We start from the raw sequence: 24,440 nt of genomic DNA on the forward strand, positions 1-24,440 counted from the left end.
TATATAACTTACAGCCGCTTATTCGAAAAACATACCATGCATTCATTTAAAGACCTGACTATCCGCTTCGGAGAACATTTCAGTAAAGAACAATTCCCTGCGCAGCCAAAAAAGCTCTATGATGCTGCCAGCCATATCCTCAATATAGGCGGAAAGCGAATCAGACCGGTGCTGAGTATTATGGGCAATGAACTGTTTGACGAGATCCACCCGGATGCGTTCGAAGTGGGTACCGCCGTAGAACTGTTCCATAACTTCACCCTGGTGCATGATGATATCATGGACAAAGCGCCACTACGCCGTAACCAGCCTACCGTACATACCCTGTATGGTGAGACCGCGGCTATACTGGCGGGAGATGTGATGCTGATCAAGGTATATGAATACCTGAACAAGGTACAGCCACATTATAAACAGAAGCTGATCACTGCTTTCAATAAGGCGGCTATAGAAGTGTGCGAAGGACAGCAGATGGATATGGACTTCGAAGAGATGGAGCCGGAGCAGGTTCGTTATGATGACTATGTGACGATGATCGCGCTGAAAACCTCCGTGTTACTGGCAGCCAGCCTGAAAATGGGGGCTATCATCGGTGGTGGCAGCGAATACAATCAGCAGCATATATATGAATTCGGTAAAAATATAGGGATCGCTTTCCAGATCCAGGACGACTTCCTGGACGCATTCGGTGATCCGGAGAAATTTGGCAAACAACAGGGAGGGGATATTCTGGTCAATAAAAAGACCTTCCTGCTGTTAAAAGCGCTGGAACTGTGCAATCCTGCGCAGCAGCAGCAACTGAAGGAACTGCTGGCTACCAGCCCGGATGATAAGGTAAACCAGGTATTGGAGCTGTTCCATGATTGTAAGGTGGATGCCTGGGCGGAAAAGGAGAAAGAACGTTTCCAGCAGATTGCCTTTGAACACCTGGAAAATATTGCGGTAATCTCTACCCGTAAGAAACCGCTGATGGAACTGGCCAACTACCTCTTGAACAGGGAACACTAATCTGCTCCCTCCAAATTTGTGTATCGGTTAATTTATATATATTCGCGCATTAGCTAAACCTGTAACCAAAATACCTGCATGTCCAAATCGCTTTTTCGTAAGAAATCTATTGTCAGTATTCTGCAAGATAATCAAGATGGTTTGACGGATGCACACGGAGGAGGGGAGTTAAATAAAGTGTTACGGGTGCGGGACCTGACTGCCTTGGGTATCGCCGCTGTGATCGGCGCGGGTATCTTTTCTACTATCGGGGAAGCCTCTTATCATGGAGGTCCCGGGGTTTCCTTACTTTTTATTATTACTGCCGTTACCTGCGGGTTTTCTGCACTCTGTTATGCGGAGTTTGCATCCCGTGTACCGGTATCCGGCAGTGCGTATACTTATTCCTACGTGACTTTCGGGGAGCTGGCCGCCTGGGTGATCGGGTGGGCGCTCATCCTGGAATATGCCATCGGGAATATAGCCGTCGCCATTTCCTGGAGCGGGTATTTTAATAACCTGCTGGCTGGTGTTGGCAAAGCGGTTGGGCTCAACCTGTCATTCCCTGACTGGCTGACCAGCAACTACGATAGCGCATCGCCTGCATTGTACGCGGCAGCGCCACATATTGCCGGCATTCCGATCATTCTGAATCTGCCGGCATTTATTATTGTGGTCCTCGTTACTTACCTGGCCTATGTGGGCATCCGGGAAAGTAAAAAGAGCGCCAATTTCATGGTAGGCCTCAAGATACTGGTGATCATCTTTGTGATCGTGGTGGGAGCCTTTTATGTGAACGTAGATAACTGGAGCCCTTTTATGCCTAATGGGTTTTCCGGCGTATTAAAGGGGGTATCTGCCGTATTCTTTGCCTATATCGGGTTTGATGCGATCAGTACTACGGCTGAAGAGTGTTCTAATCCGCAGCGTGATCTTCCCAGGGGTATGATCTATTCGCTGATCATCTGTACGGTATTATATGTGCTCATTGCTTTTGTATTGACAGGGATGGTATCTTACTCTCAACTGAAGGTAGAAGACCCGCTGGCATTCGTATTCAATGCGGTAAACCTGCCTAAGGTGAGTTTCCTGATATCTGTAAGTGCGGTGATAGCCACTACCAGCGTGCTGCTGGTATTCCAGATCGGGCAGCCCCGTATCTGGATGAGTATGAGCCGGGATGGTCTGCTGCCGAAGAAGTTCAGTATCATCCATCCGAGGTTTAAAACGCCTTCATTTGCTACCATTATAACGGGTTTCCTGGTAGGTATTCCGGCCCTGTTCCTGAACCTGACCATTGTGACAGACCTGACCAGTATAGGTACCTTATTCGCCTTTATCCTGGTATGTGGTGGGGTATTGTTACTGCCACCGCAGGAGAAACATCCTCACACCAAACGTTTCAGATTGCCCTACATCAACGGGCAGTTCATCGTACCAGTCATTGTCATCCTATTTGCTTACCTGTTCCGCAATGAGTTGCCTCACCGCTTTTCCTTTGCAGGTGGCTGGGACGAGTGGAAACATAATATTCCCTTCTTCTTTTTCGTGGTGGCGGCGCTGACGTTCACTGTACTTTCCTTCCTTAAAAAGCTATCGCTGATACCTGTATTGGGTTTGCTGAGCTGTTTCTATCTGATGACAGAGATCGGGTTCCGAAACTGGGTGGTATTTTTCATCTGGCTGCTGATTGGTCTGACTATTTACTTCTGTTACGGTTATAAAAGAAGTAAGCTGGCACAAGCGTAAGATAATCATGGTTTTAGGTCGTTTATTGCTTCCGTCAAGTTAAATGTTGCTACGGTCAACTTTATTTCGTATATTCGGATAAGCTCTTTGATCATTAAAATCATGTGTTATGAATCTGCTACAACGAATTGACCGTTGGGGCGAACGCCATCATCCTCGTTGGCTTGATGGTCTCCGTGTCCTGTTAGGTGTATTCTTATTCTACAAAGGAGTGGTTTTCATACAAAATATTGATGTACTAAAATCTGTGATCGACCAAAGTCCATGGCTCACAGTAATGTCTTTCTGGCTTGCTCACTATATCGTCTTTGCTCACTTGCTCGGAGGTATCCTTATTGTTTTCGGTTTACTTACACGTGTGGCTATTCTGGCCCAGATTCCAATCCTTTTAGGCGCCATCTTTATTGTACATACTTCTACGGGGTTACATACTACCGGGTTATTTAATGTACATGCAGAGACCGGCCTTTCTATCCTTGTTCTGCTGCTTCTGGTTTTCTTCCTGGTGGAAGGCAGCGGCCCCATGTCCTTTGATGATTATATGCGCCGCCATCCGGCTTGAGGAATAATTGTCTTACCTTTGCCCTCCGCGATGCGGACTGCTTTGTATTGGCAGTTCACGTTAAAACTGTATTTTCCATCGCGGACCTGCAAGTATGAAGTTTGAGATTGGCGATAAAATATTACTGCTACATTCCAAAGAAGAGGGGACAGTTGTCGACATTATCAATGCCGACATGGTCATGGTAGAAGTGGGCAAGGTCACCTTTCCGGTGTATCTTGACCAGATAGATTTTCCGTATTTTCACCGCTTTACAACGCCTAAACCGACTCCGCCGCCACAGCGGATCCAGGGCTATGATATCAAGCCGGAAAAGAAGAAATACGAAGATAATATCCGGATGAGCCGGGGAATGTTCCTTTCTATATTGCCTGTTTTCAGAATGGACGCTTATGAAGAGCATGTCCAGTCCCTCAAATTCCATCTGCTGAATGAGACCAGCGAAGCCTACCGTTTTAACTTCCAGGTATGGTTGCGGAACAGTATGGAACTGGAGATCCGGAACGAGATCCAGCCTTTCAGTAACTTCTATCTGTCCGATCTGCAGTTTGAATCACTGAACGACAGTCCCAGGCTGGAGTTCGTTTTCTTCCCGAAAGAGAAAAATGATAAACTGGCGCCTTCCTTCCCGAAAACATGGAAGCCGAAGGTAAAACAGCTGTTCCTGCAGCTTTCTGAACTGCAGGCCAGGAGGGATGCTACGCTTAGCCAGGTGCTGTTCGAAAAATACCCGGAAAAAAGCAAAAACGACAAACCTTATTTCGACGCCAGCAGTATAGGCTCACTCTCTGCCGGCAGTACACCGGCGGCCCCTCCGGTACCGGAAGCGCCGGTGCAGCCTAAATATGAGCTGGACCTCCATATAGAAATGCTGGTAAAAGAATGGCGCGGGCTCAAGAATATTGAGATACTGGCCATACAGCTGAATGAATTCGTACACTACCTGGAACTGGCCATTGCGCATCATCAACACAGCATGATCGTTATCCACGGAGTAGGGAAGGGCAAGCTGAAGGATGAGATCCATGCTATCCTGCGGGATACGCCTGAAGTGGAGCGGTTCATCAATGAATATCATCCCCGCTATGGCTATGGCGCTACGGAGATATTTTTCCGGCACTAGTCCATATGCCGTCTTTTCTATTACATTTGCAGAAACTACAAACCGTGCTATCGCTTCTGCCGAAAGGCAGATGAGGAAAGTCCGGACAGCATAGAGCAACGCACCACCTAACGGGTGGGGCTGTTCTTTTCTCCGTTAAAAGAGCGAAGAATGGCACAGACAGTGCCACAGAAAATAACCGCCTTATGCCGCGTAAGCGGTACAGGGTAAGGGTGAAAATGTGGGGTAAGAGCCCACGTCTGGGTATGGCAACAGACCTGGAGGGTAAACCTTGCGTGCTGAAATGCCATGTATACGGTCGCTTAAGGGCTGCTCGTCCAATGACCGAGGGTAGGCAGATACAGGTGTCGTGTGAACGGCATCGAAGATAAATGATAGCATCCTCTTCACGGGGGAACAGAATCCGGCTTATAGGTTTGTAGTTTTATTTTAACTTTTGCTTATCAACCAAAAACAAACCCTGCAAAACATAACCCAAAACCATTTTAATCTCTATGCAACAACAAGAAGAAAGAAACTGGGCGCTCGCCATGCACCTGGGTGGTCTTGCCGGCATGATGTTCATTCCACCGGCAGGCAATATCATTGTTGCACTGGTCCTCTGGCTGGTGAAACGCAATGAATCAGACTTCCTGAATCACAACGGCAAAGAAGCTGTCAACTTCCAGATTACATTGAGTATTGTGAACGTCGTGCTCAACCTGTTCGGTATGATCAACCATTGGGACTGGGCCTGGGGAAGACCTGGCTTTCATTACTGGGATATAACAGATATTTCCGTCTTCCATGGTACACGGGGAATTATCTACCTGGTGAATATTATATTCTCTATTATCGCAGCCACGAAGGCGCATAATGGGGAGTTGTACAGGTATCCGGTGAGCTGGAGACTGGTGAAATGATGGGTTGTCACCGATGATTTACATTCCCGGGTCGCCCCGGATCATTTACGTTCCCCGGGGTTGCACCCCGCGCTACAAACAAATCCCCGGGGTTGCACCCCGCGCTACAAACAAATTCCCGGGGTTGCACCCCGCGCTACAAACAAATTCCCGGGGTTGCACCCCGCGCTACAAACAAAAGGACTCCTAGCGGAGTCCTATTATGTTTTGTTAATTATGTTATGTTTGTTCGTGGTAGATGTTAACCCTTCTTAACAGCTTCCAGCTTTGCTTTCTTCTTTTTCTTCTCTTTCACATCCTTATGCGCATCCATACTATCCGCCAGTTTCAGCGCCTCATATGCATTCACCAATCCTCCTGAAATAGAGAGCTCTGCAAACGGGATCTTCACATCAGGCGTACCCGGTTTAGTCACTTCCGTCGTACCATCAGGTAAAGGCGTCGCTGATTTCATCAGGATATATTTCAACTGCTGTGCGGTAAGATTAGGATGGTAGGAGAGCACCAGTGCTGCGACACCTGCTACTACCGGAGCTGCCATACTGGTACCGCTGGCACTGCCGTATTTATTACCACCCGGAACGGTAGAATAGATCTGTACACCAGGAGCGAAGATGTCTACGTTCTTTTTACCATAGTTGGAGAAGCTGGCTACTTTCCCGTTCTTGCCACTACCGCTGGCGCCTACAGTGATGTAGTTGTTCGCCCTTTCGGAATGATCTGCAAAATCAGGATTAGGGAAGTTGTCTACCTCGTCGTTATCACTGCCATCATTACCTGCGGCATGTACCAGTAATACGCCTTTTTCTTCTGCATATTTTACGGCAGCGTCTACCCATTCTTTATGAGGGGAGAAGCCCTTGCCGAAGCTCATATTCACTACACGGGCGCCATTGTCTACCGCATAACGGATAGCCAGGGCCACGTCTTTATCACGTTCATCACCATCAGGAACGGCTTTCACCATCATGATGCGTACATTGTTGTTGATACCGTCAACACCAACGCCGTTGTTTCTTTCAGCGGCGATGATACCGGAAACGTGTGTGCCGTGGAAACCGAATTGTCCCATCACGTCATTGTTACCGTAGTATTTATCGTTGATGTCGTTCACATTATCCCCGATGATATCGGTACGTTTGTCAACCGGTGCATCATTGTCAGCCTGCTCTGCTTTCTTCTTCAAGTCGGTCAGGTATTCCTCGAACTCTGATTTCAATTCGGAGTAGGTGAGGTTTGCTTCGCCGGTATTTTCGAAGATGCGCAGCAGGAATTTCTTCGCTACCATTACATCCTGGTCGGCTGTTTGTATGCTGTCCAGTTTTGCGGCGTTGAAGTCATTCTGGTGGAGATAGCCGGTAATGAGTGTCTCACATTTACGCAGGCTTTCCTGTAGTTTCAGCATGGTCTTGTAGGTCACCTTGCTTTCACCGGAAGGTCTGGCTACCTTACCCTGCAATTTCTGCCAGTAACTATATTCTTTGGATTGTTTATCGAGTGCGGAGTCAGGATTGCCGTAAAGACTCTTGATACGGTAATATTCGCGGGTGGCTTCGTCACTGTCTTCCTTTACACTACGGCCATCTTTACCACCGAGGAAGTTCCATCCGTGGACGTCGTCGACATAACCGTTTTTATCGTCGTCAATACCGTTGCCGGGAATCTCTTTGGGGTTTACCCAAAGAACGGATTTCAGATCTTCATGAAGCGTGTCAATACCGGAATCTATTACGGCTACCAGTATAGGGCTGCTTTTCCTTCCTTTGAGGAGTTCCGTATATGCTTTTTCAACGCCTGTCCCGAACACACTATCCTTTGCATAGTTCAATAGGTGCCAGTTCCTGGGGGTTACTGAAGATTGGGCATAAGACGGGTTAGTGGTCAAAGCAGTCATCAACACAATACCACCAGCCATGACTGCCATAGCTCTGTTAGATTTCATCAGTCTGTTTTTTTCTCAAAAGCTTTACAAAATCAAAAACCAAATTAAGGTAAAGGTACGCAAAATGCGGGGGAATCACCTGCGTTAAATGATGAGCGAGCTAATACGATATGCCAATAGCTCATTGTGTGGATAGCCGTTCACGTAACAACTGCCGCTGAGATAGGAGTACCTGTAACTTTAATATTCGCTCATGTACTGTTAATTTAACAATTAAATGAATGTGAATGAAATTTCTTTTAGAGGAGAAGAAGGGTGTTGCCACAGAAGTCGCTACTACATTGATATCGGCCTTTGAAAATAACCGTTCGTCAAAAAAAGTTTGCAAATACCACAAAAGTAGAATATGAAATTCCGGAAAAAAGTGTAATATTTAGAGCTGGAAGAGTACTTGATAACTTTCCCAAAAGTTATGATTACTTTTCTCATAAGCATGGTTTCCGTTTAACGAAAAAGCGAGGTTCTCTAACCTCGCTATTCTTTTTTGATCTATATCTATGTTGTTCGCTCACATGCCATGTGAAAGAAAGGTACTGCTCTTACAAGCTAACTATGCATTGCAATTAATATCAGTTTAAAAGTTATCCGCATATTAAACGGACTATTATTCCTGTTATTGTGTAGCCAATAAAAATTTTTACAGATCGAATTTAATACCCTGGGCCAGTGGTAACTGAGTGGAGTAATTGATCGTATTTGTCTGCCTGCGCATGTAGTTCTTCCAGGCATCTGAGCCACTTTCTCTGCCACCGCCGGTTTCCTTTTCTCCACCAAATGCACCACCGATCTCTGCTCCTGAGGTGCCGATATTGACATTGGCAATTCCGCAGTCAGAGCCGGCCTGTGACAGGAACAGTTCTGCTTCCCGCAGGTTCAGCGTCATAATAGCGGAAGACAACCCCTGTGGCACACCATTCTGCATCGCAATGGCATCATCGATATGGCTGTATTTCATCACATACAGGATCGGAGCAAAGGTCTCATGCTGCACAATGGCATAACTGTTCTCTACAGCCGCTATGCAAGGCTTCACATAACAGCCGGAAGCGTATGCATCGCCGCTAAGCACGCCTCCTTCCACGAGGAAGGTACCACCCTGTGCTTTTACTTTTTCGATGGATTCCTGGTACAGACGTACCGCGTCTTTATCGATCAAAGGCCCTACGTGGTTATGTTCATCCAGGGGATTACCGATACGCAGCTGCTGATAGGCTTTCACCAGTTTCTGTGTAAATGCCTCATATACACTTTCGTGAATGATCAGTCTTCTGGTGCTGGTACAACGCTGGCCGGCGGTGCCTACCGCGCCAAATACACAGCCTATGAGAGACATATCGAGGTCTGCATTGGCGGTGATGATGATCGCATTGTTACCGCCCAGTTCCAGCAGGGCGCGTCCCAGACGGGCACCTACCACACTGCCTACAGCCTTCCCCATGCGCGTAGAACCGGTTGCGGAGATCAATGGAACGCGGGCATCGGCAGCCATCCATTCACCTACTTCGCGGCCACCTGCTACCAGGCAACACACGCCTTCCGGCACTTTATTCGCTTTCAGTACGTCCTGTACGATCTGCTGACAGGCAATACCTGATAAAGGTGTCTTTTCTGATGGTTTCCAGACGCATACGTCGCCACAAACCCATGCAAGCATAGCATTCCAGCTCCACACGGCAACGGGGAAATTAAAGGCTGAAATGATACCTGTAACGCCCAGCGGATGCCATTGCTCATACATCCTGTGACCCGGACGTTCAGAGTGCATGCTCAGGCCATGTAACTGGCGCGAGAGACCTACCGCGAAGTCGCAGATGTCAATCATTTCCTGTACCTCTCCATAACCTTCCTGCAGGCTTTTGCCCATTTCATAAGACACCAGTTTACCCAGCGCCTCCTTATTTTTCCGCAGTGCTTCACCCATCTGACGTACCACCTCGCCACGGCGGGGGGCCGGCCATAAGCGCCATTCCTTAAATGCTTCCTGTGCTTTTTTAATCACCGCGTCATAGTCAGCACGGCTGGCTCCTTTAACGGTGGCAATGTCTTTCCCGTCAACCGGTGAAGATGCCTGAATTGTTTCTCCCTTTGCATCCAGCCAGATATTACCTGTGCTGACGCCACTGTTTACGTTGCTGATATGCAGTTGCTGCAGAATGTCCTGGATCATTTTGTGCTATTTGTACCGTGTGGGACACGGCTGTTTTGATGTATGTTTGAGTTAACGGGCGTGTTGTGCCCTTAAAACAACTTGCCGGAATCGCAGGAGGGTCTATTTTCCTGTTGCTCCGGCAAGCGTGATTATTGTTTATTTGTCTGTGAGCTGTAAGTGCTTTCGAAAATGCGGTCTGCATTACCCGCCTCAAAACCCTCCCGGCGATGTGCACGGGTGATCATATCGGCCGGAAGATCTGCAAACTCCGGTAATACCTTCCTTTCTGCAAATTCCACATAGGAACCTGCTATCTTAAACACCTCATTACCGGCAAAAGTAGCCGGGATCATCTTCGCCACCGTACTGCTCTGTAAGAGCAGTCCATCCGGGCTTGTCTTGATCTTGCCGCCGGCATTATTCAATACAAATCCCTGTTTCTCGAGGAAGTTGTTGAAGTCAGCTACCGTATTGTAACCAGCCGGCAGGTTTTGCAGGCTGATGGTAAAATGGTTCAGGTAATATCGGTTGTAGATCACCCAGGCAGCATACTCACTTTCAGCTGCGAGCGTCTGGTAATCCTGCAGGGTCGGCGTACGCCACAATGCACTATGCAGGAAGGCATCTACTGCAGGCCCGTCATTCAGGTCGAGATTGCTAACAGGATCTACCAGCACCTCATTGGTATAACTGGTGATGATCTGCCGGGCCGCAGTACTCAGGTCCTGTACCCTCAGTTCGCTGATGAAAATACGGGGATAGCCGGGCTGTGGTGGCGCATACCAGAAAGCGTCCAGCTTCTTTTCCTTAAAATGATATGCGTCCCTCCGGGTGTAACCATAGTGGAGGAAGATCTTCTCCAGGGACTGTATCCCAAGTTCGGGTACACCTATCGTACGGAAGGCAATATGGTCATTTTCAATGTCTTCCGGAACACTGATCAGATTTTCAGTGATCATGGCGGCAATGATAGCTGCAACGTCAGGAACGCGCTCCTGGTAGCGTTGCATCAGACCGCTAAGAACATAATCTAACATAAAACAATTTTAATATTGTTCGTTATCGTTCGGAAAGTCTTTTGCTTTCACATCGTGGATATATTGCTGCGATGCCTTGTAAATTTCGTCATATAAATTGAGATAGCGGCGCAGGAAACGTGGTTTAAAGTCTTTATTAATGCCCAGCATGTCATGCATCACCAGTACCTGTCCGTCAACATGCTTACCGGCGCCGATGCCTATTGTAGGGATGCGCAGGGTTTCTGCCACCTTTTTGGCCAGCAGGGCAGGGATCTTTTCCAGTACAATGGCAAAACAACCGGCTTCTTCCAGCAGGCGGGCGTCATTGATCAGTTTCTGGGCTTCCGCTTCTTCGGTAGCCCTTACTGTATAGGTACCGAACTTATTGATGGATTGCGGGGTCAGGCCGAGGTGTCCCATTACGGGCACACCGGCAGAGATGATCCGTTTTACAGATTCGATCACCTCTTCACCGCCTTCTATTTTCACGCCATGGGCGCTGGTTTCTTTCATAATACGGATGGTAGATGCCAGTGCTTCCTTGGAGTTGCCCTGGTAAGTACCAAAAGGAAGATCGACCACTACAAAGGCGCGTTTAATAGCCCTTACCACGGAAGCACCGTGATAGATCATCTGGTCGAGCGTTATGGGAAGTGTTGTTTCAAAGCCAGCCATCACATTGGATGCAGAATCGCCCACCAGCAGGATATCCATACCTGCATCGTCAAAAATGCGGGCCATGGAATAGTCATAAGCTGTGATCATGGAGATCCTCTCTCCGTCGTCCTTCATTTTCTGCAAAATATGTGTCGTGATCCGTTTAACTTCTTTGTGCGTAGACATCCTAAGACAGATTATTTGTTGATAAGTAAAAGCGCGCGTAAGGTAACCAATATTTGGAAATTACCGGCTTATCTCAGCATAGAGTGACTGGATGAGGCCATCTGCGAGACCTATCTTGGGTACAAATATCTCTTCGGCATCGGCCCAGCGCATGATGTTGATATAGATCTGAAGGGCAGGTACGATCACATCGGCGCGGTCCTCCCGGAGATTATAGAGGTGGATGCGCTCTTCGACGGTGAAGCTGTTGAATTCCTTGTAGTAGTCTTTGAGTACTTCCAGCGTAAGCGGTTTGCCTTCCTTACGCTTGGAAAGGGAGAAGATCTTGTTGATATTACCGCCGGAACCGATGGCAGTGATATTGTTCACTCCCCGGAGACGGGCTTTAATGGTATCCTTCATATACTGCCACTGGTCATCCCTTACCTGGTTCTGCATCAGGCGGATGGTGCCGATATTGAAGGACTCTTTATATTTCAGGCTGTTATTACTGAAGATGGTGACCTCTGTACTACCACCGCCTACATCAATGTACATGTAAGAGCGGGTCTTGTCGAGGTTTTCTGCTATATGACTTTCATATAGGAAAGAGGCTTCTTCCTGCCCGGAGATGACTTTGATATCGATACCTGTATGCTGCCTGACATTCTGCAGGATCTCTGCGGTATTGGAAGCATCGCGCATGGCCGAGGTAGCGCAGGCTTTCAGATACTTTACTTCATATACTTCCAGTAAAAGTTTATACGCTTTAATCGTATTCAGCAGGTGATCCGCCCTTTTTTCAGAAATAGCGCCTTCTGAGAATACATCAAGACCCAGGCGCAAAGGCACCCGGACCAGGTTTACTTTGGTAAAATCCATCCGACCCTGGCTGTTGGGAGATGCTTCAGAGATGAGCAGCCTGGCAGCGTTGGACCCGATATCAATGGCAGCAAGCTTCATGGGCGCAAATGTATATCTTCCTTTTAACTATTATATTGTTTCTCGTGGAGATATTTGAAAATCTCTATCTGTGACCTGATCTTCTTGCCGTTGTCACGTTTATATTCATTGTTCTGATCGTTGTCGAGGATACGTGCCTTGACGTTGCCACTGAGCTGTATGGCCAGGATGTCTTTCAGTTCCTGCTGTATACCCGGGTCTGTAATCGGTATAGCCACTTCCACGCGATAGTCAAGGTTACGCAGCATCCAGTCGCAGGAGGCAATGAATACCTTTTCCTGCCCTTCCTTACCGAAGGAAAATACACGGGCATGTTCCAGGTATTCGTCCACGATGCTGACTGCCGTAATATCCTTTTTCCATTTCTTATTCTCCGTATAGGCGCAGCAGATACCACGGATGATCATCTTAATGTCCACACCTTCTTTGGCGCCTTCATACAAAAGGTTGATCATTTCAGGATCAGAGAGGGAGTTCATTTTAAGGATCATGGCGCCGCCTTTCTTATGACGGGCATTCTTGATCTCCTTTTCCACCTGGCGTATAAAGAAAGAACGCATGCTGTAAGGACTTACCGGCAGTGTATGACAGGCCTCCAGCATTTTGATATCATGTTTGCTGTTCTCCAGGTAGGCGAAAATACGGTTGATATCTGCCATGATGTTCCTGTTGGCGGTCAGCAGGCAGTGATCACCATATACCCTGGCGGTTTTCTCATTCAGGTTACCGGTGCTCACAAAGCCACATTGAATGGTCTTGGTACCGATACGTTTCTTGATAACACACAATTTGGCATGGACTTTCAGGCCGGGAATACCAATCAGCACTTTTACCCCTTCATCTTCCAGGCGGGTCTTCCATTCCAGGTTGTCGGCCTCATTGAAACGGGCCCTCAACTCCAGTGCTACCGTTACCTGTTTACCATTGCGCACGGCATTTACCAGCGCATTCATGATCTTGGAATTGCGCGCCAGCCTGTAAGCCGTGATCTTGATGCTGGTCACATTAGGATCGATAGCGGCTTCCCTGAGCAGGTCTATGATGGTATCGAAAGAGTGATAAGGGAAATGCAGCATCACATCCTGCATCTGTATCACGTGCATCACGCTGGAAGCGTTGGCAAACAGCGGGTGAATGAAGCTCTTTCGCTGCGAATGGGTCCTTTCTTTGAATACGCTGGTAGGGAAATCCATAAAGTCCTTGAAGTTATGGATACGGGCTCCCGGAATGAGGTTGTCCTTGCTGGACAGCCCCAGGCGGCGCATCAGGTATTCCAGTAGCAGCGGATCAATGTCTTTATCGTATACAAACCGTACCGGTTTTCCTTTACGACGGTCTTTCAGGCCCTTTTCGATCTGGTGTATCAGACTGGTGGAGATATCGTTATCGATATCCAGTTCCGCGTCTCTCGTTACCTTGATGATATGAGCGGTAAACTTGTCAAAACCAAAGTATGAGAAGATATGCGGGAGAGAGTAACGGATCACGTCTTCCAGCAGGATGATGTCTTCTTCACCTTCCTTTGATGGCAGAATGATAAAGCGGGGCAGGATAGAGGTAGGGATCTCTATCAGGGCAAACTTCTGTCTGACAGAGTTATCCTGCCTGGCCAGTACCACCGCCAGATAGATGGATTTATCCCTGAGGAATGGAAAGTGCTGGATACTTTCAATCATCAGGGGGATGATATTGGTACGTACCTCCTCGTTGAAATAGTTGAGTACGAATTTCTGCTGGTCCTTATTCAGGTGTCTTTCTGTACGGATAAAGATCTTCTGTTCTTTGAGCTCGTTTTCAATACCTTCCCAGATACGGTCAAACTCCCGTTGCTGGTCTATTACCATGCTCTGTATCTCGTCCAGGATCTCGTCGGGGTTTTCTTCCATATGCATGCGGGTGGACTTGCCGACCAGTAGCATTCTCTTCAGGGTGGCAACACGTACGCGGAAAAACTCATCGAGGTTGTTAGAGAAAATACCCAGGAAGCGGATACGTTCATGAAGGGGTACAGTATTGTCAGCTGCTTCCTGTAACACTCTTGCGTTAAATGCCAGCCAGCTGATATCCCGGGGGATCATCCTGACTTTTTTCACTGGCACAATCTTTTTGCTATTGCTTTTCTTTTCCATCACCGGAACTTGTATGTTTAGATCTAATGGCTCACTGCTTGACAATCGCATCTGAAGGGTATTTAACGGTTGTGGTTATACTGGTTTAATAGTGTTAATCACAACAATACAGATTTTTGGAATAGATCTTATGTTAAATTTCTGATACGCATTCCTTAAAGATAAGGAATAATGAAGCGATAGTGAATAGCGCTTAGACAATAATCTATAGTATATTTCTTAGATATACTTGTATATATCATTTATAGGGGGATGATCCGGAAGTAATTACACTGGCATCAGACGGTATGCCCGGCTTTTTCTGACGGCGTTTGCGCACGGTTCAGCAGGGGGAGGGCTACCAGACTACCCAGGCCAACGACTAATACCAGGAGGGTCTGGGCTGACCATACGATCCATCCGAAGGCATATGCCGTCGTATCGAGTACCCCATATACCATGAGGGTCCTTTGTACCAGGAACTGGTAAGCGCCGGTACCGCCGGGTGTTACGATCATACCTACACTCCCGATGATGAGCACTGCCAGAGCGGCCTTCAGTCCGAGGTAACGGGTTTCTTCCATACAATAGAAGCCCAGGTACATCATAGCGAAGTACATCGCCCAGATCAGTATTGAGTAGAAGATAAACCAGCCTTTCTTTTCCATCTGACCGATGGAGCGGATACCGTCCCACACGCCGTGAGCCAGTGCACGGATCTTGATGCCGATGGTGGAACGGGCAATGAGGCGGAAAACGATATAAATGAGTAATATAAGTATTACCAGAGCGCCGACAATGATCAGTGAGCGGGAGCTGCCAGCACTACCCAGTTTATTCTCAATAGGATGCCAGATCTCGGCAACGAACAGGCCACCGATCACGTCTATCTGAATAACGACGGTGATGACCATCAGAATGAGGAGGAGCAGCATGTCGACCGCACGTTCTGCGATCATGGTGCCTACCAGTTTGTCTACCGGGATCTTTTCATACCGGGCTACGATACCGCAGCGGGTCACTTCTCCCAGGCGGGGTACCGCAAGGTTGGCAAGGTAGCCTACCATTACGGCAAAGAATGTATTCAATGTACTGGGATGATAGCCCATAGGCTCCATAATGAGCTTCCAGCGGACAGCTCTGTACCAGTGACTGGCAATACCGACTATGATAACGGGGATCAGCAGCCAGTAATTAGCATGCTCCAACGAATTGAAGATATCATCTTTCTCCTTATCGGTAAGATTATGCGTCACAAGCCAAACTAATCCTAGCCCGATGGCTAAAAAGCAGATAAACTTCAAAAATTTGGGCATAGTAATAGTCTTTTTGGGATCCAGCGGTTACATTTTGTTATTTTCCTTCGGGAATATGGCGATGGGAGTATGTTTTTTAGCCTCCTCAAAGTCCATAGTGGCGTAAGAGATGATAATAACAGTATCGCCAACCGCACACAGGCGGGCAGCAGGGCCATTCATACAAACAACACCGGAACCGCGTTTTCCTTTGATGATATAGGTTTCCAGGCGTTCTCCGTTATTGACGTTCACTACCTGTACTTTTTCATATTCTATCAGGTTAGCAGCGTCCATCAGATCTTCGTCGATGGTAATACTTCCTACATAGTGTAAGTTCGCTTCAGTGATAACTGCTCTATGTATCTTACTTTTCAGTACTTCAATGTGCATGATAAAAAATATCCCACTTCCGTGGGTCTGGTGTAAAGGCAAAATTAGGGAAAAAATATAATACGGTTGTTTTTGTCCCGGGGGATCATCCCGCGATTGTTTCCGTTTCACGGGGGGCATTTTCGTTTCCAGGGGTTGTCATCCCTGGCTACAAACAATGCAACCCATAAAGGGGTTGATTGATGTTTTGTTGATGACGATGGGTCTTCAACCGGTCAGTTTACCTGCATGTTGTCGATCAGCCTGACATTACTGCTGATCTCCCTGGCGGCTACCACTGCATATAGCGGATCTTTACCGGGAGTATTGGGAAAATCGATGTTCCCATCTGGCGCTATGGATACCATATCGAGATAATCAACATCGAAGCCATTGCCTTTCAGCTCGTTAATGGCTTTGTCTGCGATTGTCTTCAGCGGGGCCTGGGTGAGGTGATCTTTTATGTAATAAAGCGCCCGGGAAATGTGTAGGGCATTTTGTCTTTCGGTAGCATTGAGCCGCAGGTTGCGGCTGCTCATGGCCAGACCATCCTGTTCACGGAGGGTAGGACAGATAACCAGCTCAACGTTTAAATGTAATAGTTTGATGAGGCGGTTGATTATCAGGCATTGTTGAAAATCTTTCTGTCCCATGAAGAGCTTGTCGGGCTGTACCAGGTTTAACAGTTTATGTACCACCTGACCTACACCCTGGAAGTGTCCGGGGCGGTGGGCGCCTTCGAGTACGGTTTCCAGCTGTCCGAAGTCATAGTGCATCTCGGGTGCCAGGCCTTTAGGATACATTTCCTGCACAGATGGCAGGAACAGTACATCAGTACCGGCGGAGGTCAGCTGGAGGATGTCCTGGTCTATGGTAATGGGATATTTCTCAAAATCGGCCGGATCATTAAACTGGGTCGGGTTGACAAATATGCTGCACACGACGAGGTCGCTGTGTTCTTTTGCTGCTAAGATCAGGGACAAATGGCCCCGATGTAATGCGCCCATAGTTGGCACAAAACCAATACGTTTACCCTCTTTCCGTGCTGTTGATAAGTGCCTTTCGAGATCGTCTTTCTGCTTGAACAGATACATAATTTATTGCTTAAAAGGATGTTAAAAGTGCCAATTTGTCTTTTCTTCCGTTAAAAATCCGTAATTTTGCAAACCAAATTTAAAATTACTGCATTAATATCAGCATTAGATGTCCACAAAGAAACGAATTCTTTTTATTGCTCAGGAAATGTCGCCTTATCTGGAATTAACAGAGTATGCGAATATGGTCAATAAAATGGCAATTAAGTCCAATGAGTCCGGGCTGGAAGTGCGGGTGATCATGCCCCGGTTTGGCATTATCAACGAGAGAAGGCACCGGTTACACGAGGTGGTAAGACTGTCTGGCATTAACATTGTGATAGAGGGTGACGATTATCCGTTGATTATCAAGGTGGCATCACTGCCCAACGCCCGTTTGCAGGTTTATTTCCTGGACAACGAAGATTACTTCAAACGTAAGACGTTGTTCACGGACGAAAACGAGCAATTCTATGACGATAATGCAGCCCGTGCGGTATTTTTCTGTAAAGGAGCACTGGAAACGGTGAAGAAGTTTGGCTGGCCGCCGGACATTATTCACTGTAGCGGATGGATGACTTCACTGATTCCTTTATACCTGAAGACTGCTTACAAGAAAGAACCGGTATTTGCTCATTCCAAAGTGGTATATTCCATGGAGCCTAACTCCTTTAAGGAGAAACTGGGCGCCGGCTTTGTGAAGAAAGCTACTATCAGCACCCAGATCAAAGAGAAAGATCTGGAGTTATATAAAGAGGGTACCAATAGTGCATTGAACAGAGGCGCCGGTAAATATGCCGATGCCGTGGTACTGGCGGGTGAAAAGACAGAAAAGAAAGTAGTAGATGAGCTGAAGGCAGAAAAAGGCAAGATCATTCTCCCTTACAAAAAGGATAATGAAGATCTGGCGGACTATCTGCAACTGTATACACAGCTACTTGGAAAATAATTTATTTCTCTACAGAAAGCCTCGTTCCGAACGAGGCTTTTTTTATTCCCTGAAAAGTTCATTCTCAAACTATTTTCCTATTTTTGCCGCAGTTTACCATGAGGCATACCACCAAAATGCAAAAAGTTGGTAAATTGTACTAATTAAATACTAATCTAAAAGCGAAATTCAATTATTTTATGCCTTATTTATTTACCTCAGAATCTGTTTCCGAAGGCCATCCGGATAAAGTGGCCGATCAGATATCCGACGCACTAATTGATCATTTCCTTGCTTATGATACCACATCAAAAGTGGCTTGTGAAACATTAGTGACAACTGGTCAGGTGGTTCTGGCCGGTGAAGTAAAATCTGAAGCTTACCTGGATGTGCAGGAAATTGCTCGTGAGGTAATCCGTAAGATAGGCTATACAAAGAGCGAATACATGTTCGAAGCGAACTCCTGTGGTATCTTCTCTGCTATTCATGAGCAGTCTCCAGATATCAACCAGGGCGTTGAACGTAAGAACCCTGAAGAACAGGGCGCTGGTGACCAGGGTATGATGTTCGGTTACGCTACCCGCGAAACGGAGAACTATATGCCGTTGGCGCTGGATCTCGCTCACAAACTGCTGATCGAGCTGGCTGCTGTCCGTCGCGAGAATAAAGAGATCGCTTACCTGCGTCCTGATGCCAAGTCACAGGTAACCATCGAATACTCTGACGATAACAAACCTGTTCGTATTGACACCATCGTTATCTCTACACAGCACGATGATTTCGATGCAGAAGATAAGATGCTGGCTAAGATCAAGAGCGACATGATCAATATCCTGATCCCTCGTGTGAAGGCACAGCTGAAACCTGAATTACAGGCACTGTTCAACGACAAGATCACTTATCATATCAACCCTACCGGTAAGTTCGTGATCGGTGGTCCGCACGGTGATACCGGCTTAACCGGTCGTAAGATCATCGTTGATACCTACGGTGGTAAAGGTGCTCACGGTGGTGGTGCATTCTCCGGTAAAGATCCTTCCAAAGTAGACCGTTCAGCGGCTTACGCTACCCGTCACATTGCTAAGAACCTGGTTGCTGCAGGTCTTTGCGATGAAGCGCTGGTACAGGTATCTTACGCTATCGGTGTGGCTAAACCTTGTGGTCTCTTCATCGATACCCGTGGTACAGCGAAGGTAAAACTGACCGATGGTGAGATCGCAAGAAAGGTAGAAGAGATTTTCGACCTGCGTCCTTACGCTATCGAGCAGCGCCTGAAACTGCGTAATCCTATCTACTCTGATACAGCTGCTTATGGTCACATGGGCCGCGACAGCAAAGTAGTGACCAAGGTGTTCAACAAGGGTAAAAAGAACGAGAAGAAAGTAGACGTGGAGCTGTTTACCTGGGAGAAACTGGATTATGTTGAAAAAGTAAAATCAGCTTTCGGATTGTAAGCAGATCCGCTGAGAAATAATTTTTAAGGAACCGTCTCATGCATAATGAGGCGGTTTTTTATTATATTAGGATCTCCCCAATTCCCAACATCAATATATACTCTTATGGATAATTTTATGAAAGCCGCTATAGAAGAGGCATTAAAGGGCCTCAGCGAAGGTGGTATCCCCATCGGATCGGTGCTGGTGCATAAAGGAGAGATCATCGGACGTGGACATAACCGCAGGGTACAGAAAGGCAGCGTGATCCTCCATGGAGAAATGGACGCGCTGGAGAATGCCGGCCGGCTTACGGCAGCTACTTACCGGGAATGCGTATTGTATACCACATTATCTCCCTGCCCGATGTGTACCGGCGCTATACTGTTATATGGTATCCCGAAGGTGGTGATTGGTGAAAATAAAACATTCATGGGCGCAGAAGACCTGCTAAAAGCCAATAAGGTGGAATTAACGGTAGAAAATAACGAGGAATGTATTGAGATGATGCAGACGTTCATTCAGCAACGTCCGGCGCTCTGGAATGAGGACATCGGGGAATAAAGAAAGAAGCTGCCTCAATGCATGAGACAGCCCTTTCATTGTTTGTGGGCGGTTTATCAAAAAGTAGTTAGAGGGATTATTTTTTTCGCTTGTATTGCAGCATCCATTCGTAAATGCTCAGATTATCCGTACTGTCCCTATAGGCAGGGTCATAGAACTCATGCCAGCCGGTGTGTGCTTTTTCGTGTTTTGTGAGCTTTACAAGGCCTTTTTGATAGTGGTTGGTACTATCTATGCACCGCAGGATGTTCTCCAGAAATTGGGGCTCCGCAGTGCCGGCAAAGTACCATGCATGAACGCCCGCATCCGTTACCAGTTTAAACCGGCCATAATTCTCCGGGTACAAAGGCGCCGGCGACATAGGTACGGTTGCTGCCAGGCGGGAAGTAAGATGTTTGCTTTCCGTCATAGACATCAGCGTACACCATCCGCCTGCACTGTATCCCGTCAGGTAGATGCGGTCAGCATCAACCGGGTATTTCTTCAATACATCATCCAGGATAAATTCCAGTTGCGGTGGATTGATACCCCAGCTTTCCGCCAGCGGGGCCAGTACCATGAACTTGTACAGTTTGCCGTCTACTTTGTTGACAGCCTCTATCTTACGGCCTTCCTTGATCTGACGGGGAATGCCTTCCCTGAATAGTTTTGAAATGTCGTGCCCCGCGATGCTTTTGCCATGGAAACAAACGATCAGCGGAAACTTCTCCTTAGGGCTTCCCTGCGGAACGTGTAGTAAAGCTGGCACCTGGTGAAAGGCATCGGTTGGCACAATTATCTGCCTGAATGCTCCCGGTATGCCAGGAGCGCCTGCCAGGCTGGGGATAGTCAGCGCGGCAAGTAGTAATACTTTTTTCATTGTCTAGTTTTTTGTGCTGAGTGTGGTGGCTTTTACCGGTGTGTTGCCGGCAGTGAATTTATCTTTAAGTTGAGTAAATCTTTGTTCAATGAAATGAAAGCTGCATAGTGCGAAAGCATACACAATCGGTACATCTATCAGGAATAACCAGTACTTGTTGCTTTCGCTGACAGGGATCCATCGTTCTACCAGCTGCGTTTGTATGACCCAATGCAAAATGTACATACCGTATGAAACCTTCCCGATAGCTACCAGGATATTGTTCTCAAATATTTTCTTTACAAAATTGCCTAATACACTGCTGTAGGACGAGACCAGCAGCAACACCAGGGAGGCGGTAAACAGGTTCAGCACCGTATAATACCAGACATGCTGATAACTGTTCACATCCCCGAAGTTGTACCCCATAGAGGTAGGCAGCGAATGCCCGTGACTTTCGTAAAAGTAATTGACCATGCCTGCACCCAGCGCCAGTACGACACACAATGCAAATAACCACTGCGGACGTTTGATCCGGTCTTTCAGTCCCAGCAAAGGAATAGCCAGTCCGGTAAAAAAGGCGTCCAGGTGACTGAGCGGAAACCAGTAGATCACATCGAACACTTCAAAGGGCGTCTTACCGTTTTGCGCCAGGTAATTACCAAAAGACCAGCGGAAGAGCGGCCCTGCTATCAATACTATTACGAGCAATCTCCGCAGGGAGGGCCGGGAAAGCAGGAAAACAATAAAAGGGAAGAACAGGTAAAACTGCTCTTCAACACAGAGCGACCAGAAATGTGTGTACACCGGGCTTTCATGCCAGCTGTTACTGATCCTGGTCAGGTTGAAGGTATAGGAGTATAAGTAGGGCAGGTCCCTGAAATAACCGGGAGGGAAAGCCGTAAACAGACAGATGACCACAAATACCGTAAGGTAAATGTAGTACAACGGGAAAATGCGCAGGCTTCTCCTTATCCAGAACTTTTTGAGGCGTTGGGGCAGCGGGGATGGTTTATCCTTTTCCTTCAGCAGTATACTGCTGATAAGAAAACCGGAGAGTACAAAGAAAAGCTGCACCCCCATCCAGCCAAAGCGGATCACGCCGAAATGGAATGCCATTACCAGCAGTATCGCAATGGCACGAACGCCATCCAGGCTTTTTATATAGTTGGTCTGTGTTTGCATTACGGTTGAATTGGATAATAGGTGACCGTTACGCCAGGTGGCAACAATGGTTTGTATGCCGCCAGTTTGTTATACAGGGATGTTGCCTCCGCAGGGTCCACTGCATAAAAGAACACCTCGTCTCCACCGCAGATCACGTTGTTGGCGATCTTCCAGGAAGCGACCTTTTTCCATTGCTGCAGCAGCGTGCTGTCAAACCATGTGTCATATACCACTGCGATCTTCACCTGCTCCCTGTTTGTAAACTGCTGCAGGAACTGCGGAGAATATTGTCCATGGAGTTTTCCGGCAGCTACCACGTTGTTACCCAGCCCCCAGAGATCCAATATCCTGTTTTCAGACAGGTAACTTACGGCGCCCACATCATTTGCGGCTACTGCCGTATGCTGATAGCTGGTTTCCAGGAAACGTCCCATCTGGTACTGCTGCTCATAGATATTACGTGATGCCAGCGGCAGGTTATGAAAGGCGCCCGCAGCTCTCAATGGCAGCGGTGCAAATGCAAAGAGCAAGAGGAAGGCGCCCGCTGCTTTCTCCAGCAGGGAGTAATGCCGTTGACTGCGCTTTAGCTGACGATAGTAGTAATACAACAGTATAGCTACTACCGTTATATCCAGCGCCAGCAGGTAAGCCTCATACCGGAATAACCAGCCCACCGCGGCCAAAGCCATATGCAGGAAGGTGTTGATCAGCGGGATGCAGGCCAGTTGTTTTACCTTACCGATCGTATTGACGTTGTCGTTATCCGGCCGCAGTAATATGATCAACGTAGGGATGATCAGCAGCATTCTTACCACCGTCGTACCTGAAAGCGATGAAGAGCCCTCAGGGTAATATTTGTTGGTAAAGATGTTCACCATGGTATTATTGCCATACAGCAGTTTGTACACAATAATCTCCTGCAGGCTGCTCATTAGCTGTGAGGGGCCGCCTGCCAGTTTGCTGGCTTTCAGTAATACAGAGTTGGGCAGGAAATAACCGCCATGTCGTACAGAGATATAGCCGAATACGATCAGCGGTACCAGCGAGAGTGCCAGTACTACGCTGGTCTGCTGCCAGCGCCTGTTATAAATGCCGGCTACTATTATCCCGGCTAGCAGGAATAAGGATTCGAAGCGGGCCAGGATAGCTAGTCCGGATACCAGCGACAGTAGCAAAACCTGGTTGCGGGTGGTATTGTCTGGTGTCAGAAAAGCAACAGACAGGTATAACATCCACATGGCCAGGAAGGCATGCAACATATGTTCCATACCACTTGCCACCATCACTGGTACCGGTACCAGTATGACAAGCGAAATCAGCGTAATACATCTGATGGCAGCCGGCAGACTGAAGCGCCGTAAGAGCTTATCAGTCATGATCACCAGCAGGAAAGCAAAACACACATTGATATAAAACGGCATCCAGATACTGTTGATACCTGCTTTAAAAAATGTGGCCAGTAGAAGGGTATACAAAGGGGAGGAGCTGGCTGCGCTGAATTCCTGCGCATTGATGCCCCATACACCATGCAATGCGAAGTTTTTTGCAATAGACAGGTGAATGAAGGTGTCATCCAGCGGATAACAGAAATGGCCACCCGTCTGCACCAGTACCTGACGGCAGGCCATGACCAGCAATACTGCCAGCAGCAGTAAAGTGGTCATGACAGGGTAGTTTTTTTGGACGTAATATCTCATCATCCCTTGATTGCACTATTTGTTAAAGGTCCGCGCCTGTGATTGTAATACTGCTTCTTCGAAGCTGATACCGATCAGTTTTTCCAGTTCTATCTTTGCCTGCCTGATATCCCTTTCCAACATTACCTTTCTAACCATCTCCTCATTATAGCTTCTGTAGGCGATGTTCAGGGTTTCTACAGATACTTCCTTATCACCGGCAGAGAACTTCTCTTCAGTTTGTTTGTAGTGGTTGTACACATCTTCCAGCAATGGTACTTCCAGCTCCAGCATTTTTTTATTGGCAGCATACAGTTCATATGCGTTGAGTACATCTGCCTTTATTTTCAACTGCTCTTCCTCTTTCATATTCATGACCACTTTCCGCTCAGTCCTGGCGATCTTCACATCGTTAGGGATGGAAACGAAACTACCAAGAGGTATAGTCAGTGAAAAGTTATACCTGGGGAAGAACGTTGAATTACTACTGCTGTTTTTCAGTGTGTATTCGTTCAGGTTTCCATATGCCTGAAAGAGGTTGGCCCATCCTGCTGCGGCTTTGTTCTGTTGATACTTGGCAATTTTAGCCTTGTTGTCGTACACCTTCAATGCGGGGTTTTGCATAGCAAGTTCTACTAATACGGCTTTCAATTGTGCTACTTCAGGTGGATCGGTGAGAGGGATATAAAGGCTGGATTCCTTTTTCTGTGCCTGCACAGATATACAGAACGCCAAGCCAATAATGAATAAAAGTCCCTTTTTCATACT

21 protein-coding genes and 1 other RNA gene are annotated in these 24,440 nt (G+C 47.3%); 9 read left to right on the top strand and 13 right to left on the bottom strand.

Annotated features, from left to right (window positions below; translation table 11 throughout):
- The first annotated feature begins 36 nt into the window (after positions 1–36).
- The 6 genes from CLV42_RS32455 (at position 37) to CLV42_RS32480 (ending at position 5,323) form a co-directional block, all read left to right on the top strand.
- Positions 37–1,008, top strand: a complete 972-nt coding sequence (locus tag CLV42_RS32455; RefSeq protein ID WP_106606113.1) for a polyprenyl synthetase family protein — start codon at positions 37–39, stop codon at positions 1,006–1,008.
- 141 nt (positions 1,009–1,149) lie between these two features.
- Positions 1,150–2,736 (top strand): amino acid permease, encoded by a 1,587-nt coding sequence (locus CLV42_RS32460; protein ID WP_245901796.1) that lies wholly within the window; start codon positions 1,150–1,152, stop codon positions 2,734–2,736.
- Between the two features lie 109 nt (positions 2,737–2,845).
- The gene (locus tag CLV42_RS32465) at positions 2,846–3,298 is read left to right on the top strand and encodes a DoxX family protein (RefSeq protein ID WP_106606115.1); all 453 of its coding nucleotides are present in this window, start codon (positions 2,846–2,848) and stop codon (positions 3,296–3,298) included.
- Positions 3,299–3,392: 94 nt separating this feature from the next.
- Positions 3,393–4,421, top strand: coding sequence for a Smr/MutS family protein (locus tag CLV42_RS32470; protein WP_106606116.1), 1,029 nt, complete (start codon positions 3,393–3,395; stop codon positions 4,419–4,421).
- 34 nt (positions 4,422–4,455) lie between these two features.
- Positions 4,456–4,848: RNase P RNA component class A (rnpB, locus tag CLV42_RS32475), an RNA gene on the top strand.
- Positions 4,849–4,915: 67 nt separating this feature from the next.
- A complete protein-coding gene (locus tag CLV42_RS32480) occupies positions 4,916–5,323 on the top strand; it encodes a DUF4870 domain-containing protein (RefSeq protein ID WP_106606117.1) in 408 nt (135 codons plus the stop codon).
- A 241-nt stretch (positions 5,324–5,564) separates the two neighbouring features.
- Here CLV42_RS32480 and CLV42_RS32485 read toward each other — a convergent pair whose 3' ends face one another.
- From CLV42_RS32485 to panC, 9 genes are all read right to left on the bottom strand, one after another.
- On the bottom strand, positions 5,565–7,265 hold the full coding sequence (locus CLV42_RS32485; protein WP_211303572.1) for a S8 family peptidase: 1,701 nt from the start codon (positions 7,263–7,265) through the stop codon (positions 5,565–5,567).
- A gap of 637 nt (positions 7,266–7,902) precedes the next feature.
- Entirely contained in the window at positions 7,903–9,432 is a 1,530-nt protein-coding gene (gene amaB / locus CLV42_RS32490; RefSeq protein WP_106606118.1) for an L-piperidine-6-carboxylate dehydrogenase, read from the bottom strand.
- Between the two features lie 131 nt (positions 9,433–9,563).
- Positions 9,564–10,451 (bottom strand): DUF1338 domain-containing protein, encoded by an 888-nt coding sequence (locus CLV42_RS32495; RefSeq protein ID WP_106606119.1) that lies wholly within the window; start codon positions 10,449–10,451, stop codon positions 9,564–9,566.
- Between the two features lie 9 nt (positions 10,452–10,460).
- Positions 10,461–11,276 (bottom strand): 3-methyl-2-oxobutanoate hydroxymethyltransferase, encoded by an 816-nt coding sequence (panB, locus tag CLV42_RS32500; RefSeq protein WP_106606120.1) that lies wholly within the window; start codon positions 11,274–11,276, stop codon positions 10,461–10,463.
- 60 nt (positions 11,277–11,336) lie between these two features.
- Complete coding sequence (locus tag CLV42_RS32505) at positions 11,337–12,218, bottom strand: Ppx/GppA phosphatase family protein (RefSeq protein WP_106606121.1); 882 nt, start codon at positions 12,216–12,218, stop codon at positions 11,337–11,339.
- A gap of 23 nt (positions 12,219–12,241) precedes the next feature.
- Positions 12,242–14,347 (bottom strand): polyphosphate kinase 1, encoded by a 2,106-nt coding sequence (ppk1, locus tag CLV42_RS32510; RefSeq protein ID WP_106606122.1) that lies wholly within the window; start codon positions 14,345–14,347, stop codon positions 12,242–12,244.
- A gap of 278 nt (positions 14,348–14,625) precedes the next feature.
- Positions 14,626–15,642, bottom strand: a complete 1,017-nt coding sequence (locus tag CLV42_RS32515; protein ID WP_106606123.1) for a lysylphosphatidylglycerol synthase transmembrane domain-containing protein — start codon at positions 15,640–15,642, stop codon at positions 14,626–14,628.
- A 27-nt stretch (positions 15,643–15,669) separates the two neighbouring features.
- A complete protein-coding gene (gene panD / locus CLV42_RS32520) occupies positions 15,670–16,014 on the bottom strand; it encodes an aspartate 1-decarboxylase (protein WP_106606124.1) in 345 nt (114 codons plus the stop codon).
- Between the two features lie 215 nt (positions 16,015–16,229).
- Positions 16,230–17,087: a pantoate--beta-alanine ligase gene (panC, locus tag CLV42_RS32525; protein WP_106606125.1), complete on the bottom strand. Its 858-nt coding sequence runs from the start codon at positions 17,085–17,087 to the stop codon at positions 16,230–16,232.
- 109 nt (positions 17,088–17,196) lie between these two features.
- Here panC and CLV42_RS32530 point away from each other — a divergent pair, with 109 nt between their 5' ends.
- From CLV42_RS32530 to CLV42_RS32540, 3 genes are all read left to right on the top strand, one after another.
- A complete protein-coding gene (locus CLV42_RS32530) occupies positions 17,197–18,015 on the top strand; it encodes a glycogen/starch synthase (protein WP_089836248.1) in 819 nt (272 codons plus the stop codon).
- 179 nt (positions 18,016–18,194) lie between these two features.
- Positions 18,195–19,448, top strand: a complete 1,254-nt coding sequence (gene metK, locus CLV42_RS32535; RefSeq protein WP_106606126.1) for a methionine adenosyltransferase — start codon at positions 18,195–18,197, stop codon at positions 19,446–19,448.
- Positions 19,449–19,553: 105 nt separating this feature from the next.
- Positions 19,554–19,991 carry a nucleoside deaminase gene (locus CLV42_RS32540; RefSeq protein ID WP_106606127.1) on the top strand — a complete coding sequence of 146 codons (438 nt, stop codon included), beginning with the start codon at positions 19,554–19,556 and terminating at the stop codon, positions 19,989–19,991.
- 76 nt (positions 19,992–20,067) lie between these two features.
- On the opposite strand, the gene CLV42_RS32545 is transcribed toward CLV42_RS32540, so the two are convergent.
- The 4 genes from CLV42_RS32545 to CLV42_RS32560 are packed head-to-tail and all read right to left on the bottom strand — an operon-like array spanning position 20,068 to position 24,437.
- Entirely contained in the window at positions 20,068–20,850 is a 783-nt protein-coding gene (locus tag CLV42_RS32545; protein ID WP_106606128.1) for a hypothetical protein, read from the bottom strand.
- A 3-nt stretch (positions 20,851–20,853) separates the two neighbouring features.
- Positions 20,854–22,014 (bottom strand): acyltransferase family protein, encoded by a 1,161-nt coding sequence (locus CLV42_RS32550; protein ID WP_106606129.1) that lies wholly within the window; start codon positions 22,012–22,014, stop codon positions 20,854–20,856.
- Positions 22,014–23,660 (bottom strand): hypothetical protein, encoded by a 1,647-nt coding sequence (locus CLV42_RS32555; RefSeq protein WP_106606130.1) that lies wholly within the window; start codon positions 23,658–23,660, stop codon positions 22,014–22,016. The genes CLV42_RS32550 and CLV42_RS32555 overlap by 1 nt, the downstream gene beginning before the upstream one ends.
- Before the next feature lie 48 nt (positions 23,661–23,708).
- Positions 23,709–24,437, bottom strand: coding sequence for a TolC family protein (locus CLV42_RS32560; protein WP_106606131.1), 729 nt, complete (start codon positions 24,435–24,437; stop codon positions 23,709–23,711).
- Positions 24,438–24,440 lie beyond the last annotated feature (3 nt).

Origin of the sequence: Chitinophaga ginsengisoli (genome assembly GCF_003014595.1) — a bacterium.
Classification (GTDB): domain Bacteria; phylum Bacteroidota; class Bacteroidia; order Chitinophagales; family Chitinophagaceae; genus Chitinophaga; species Chitinophaga ginsengisoli.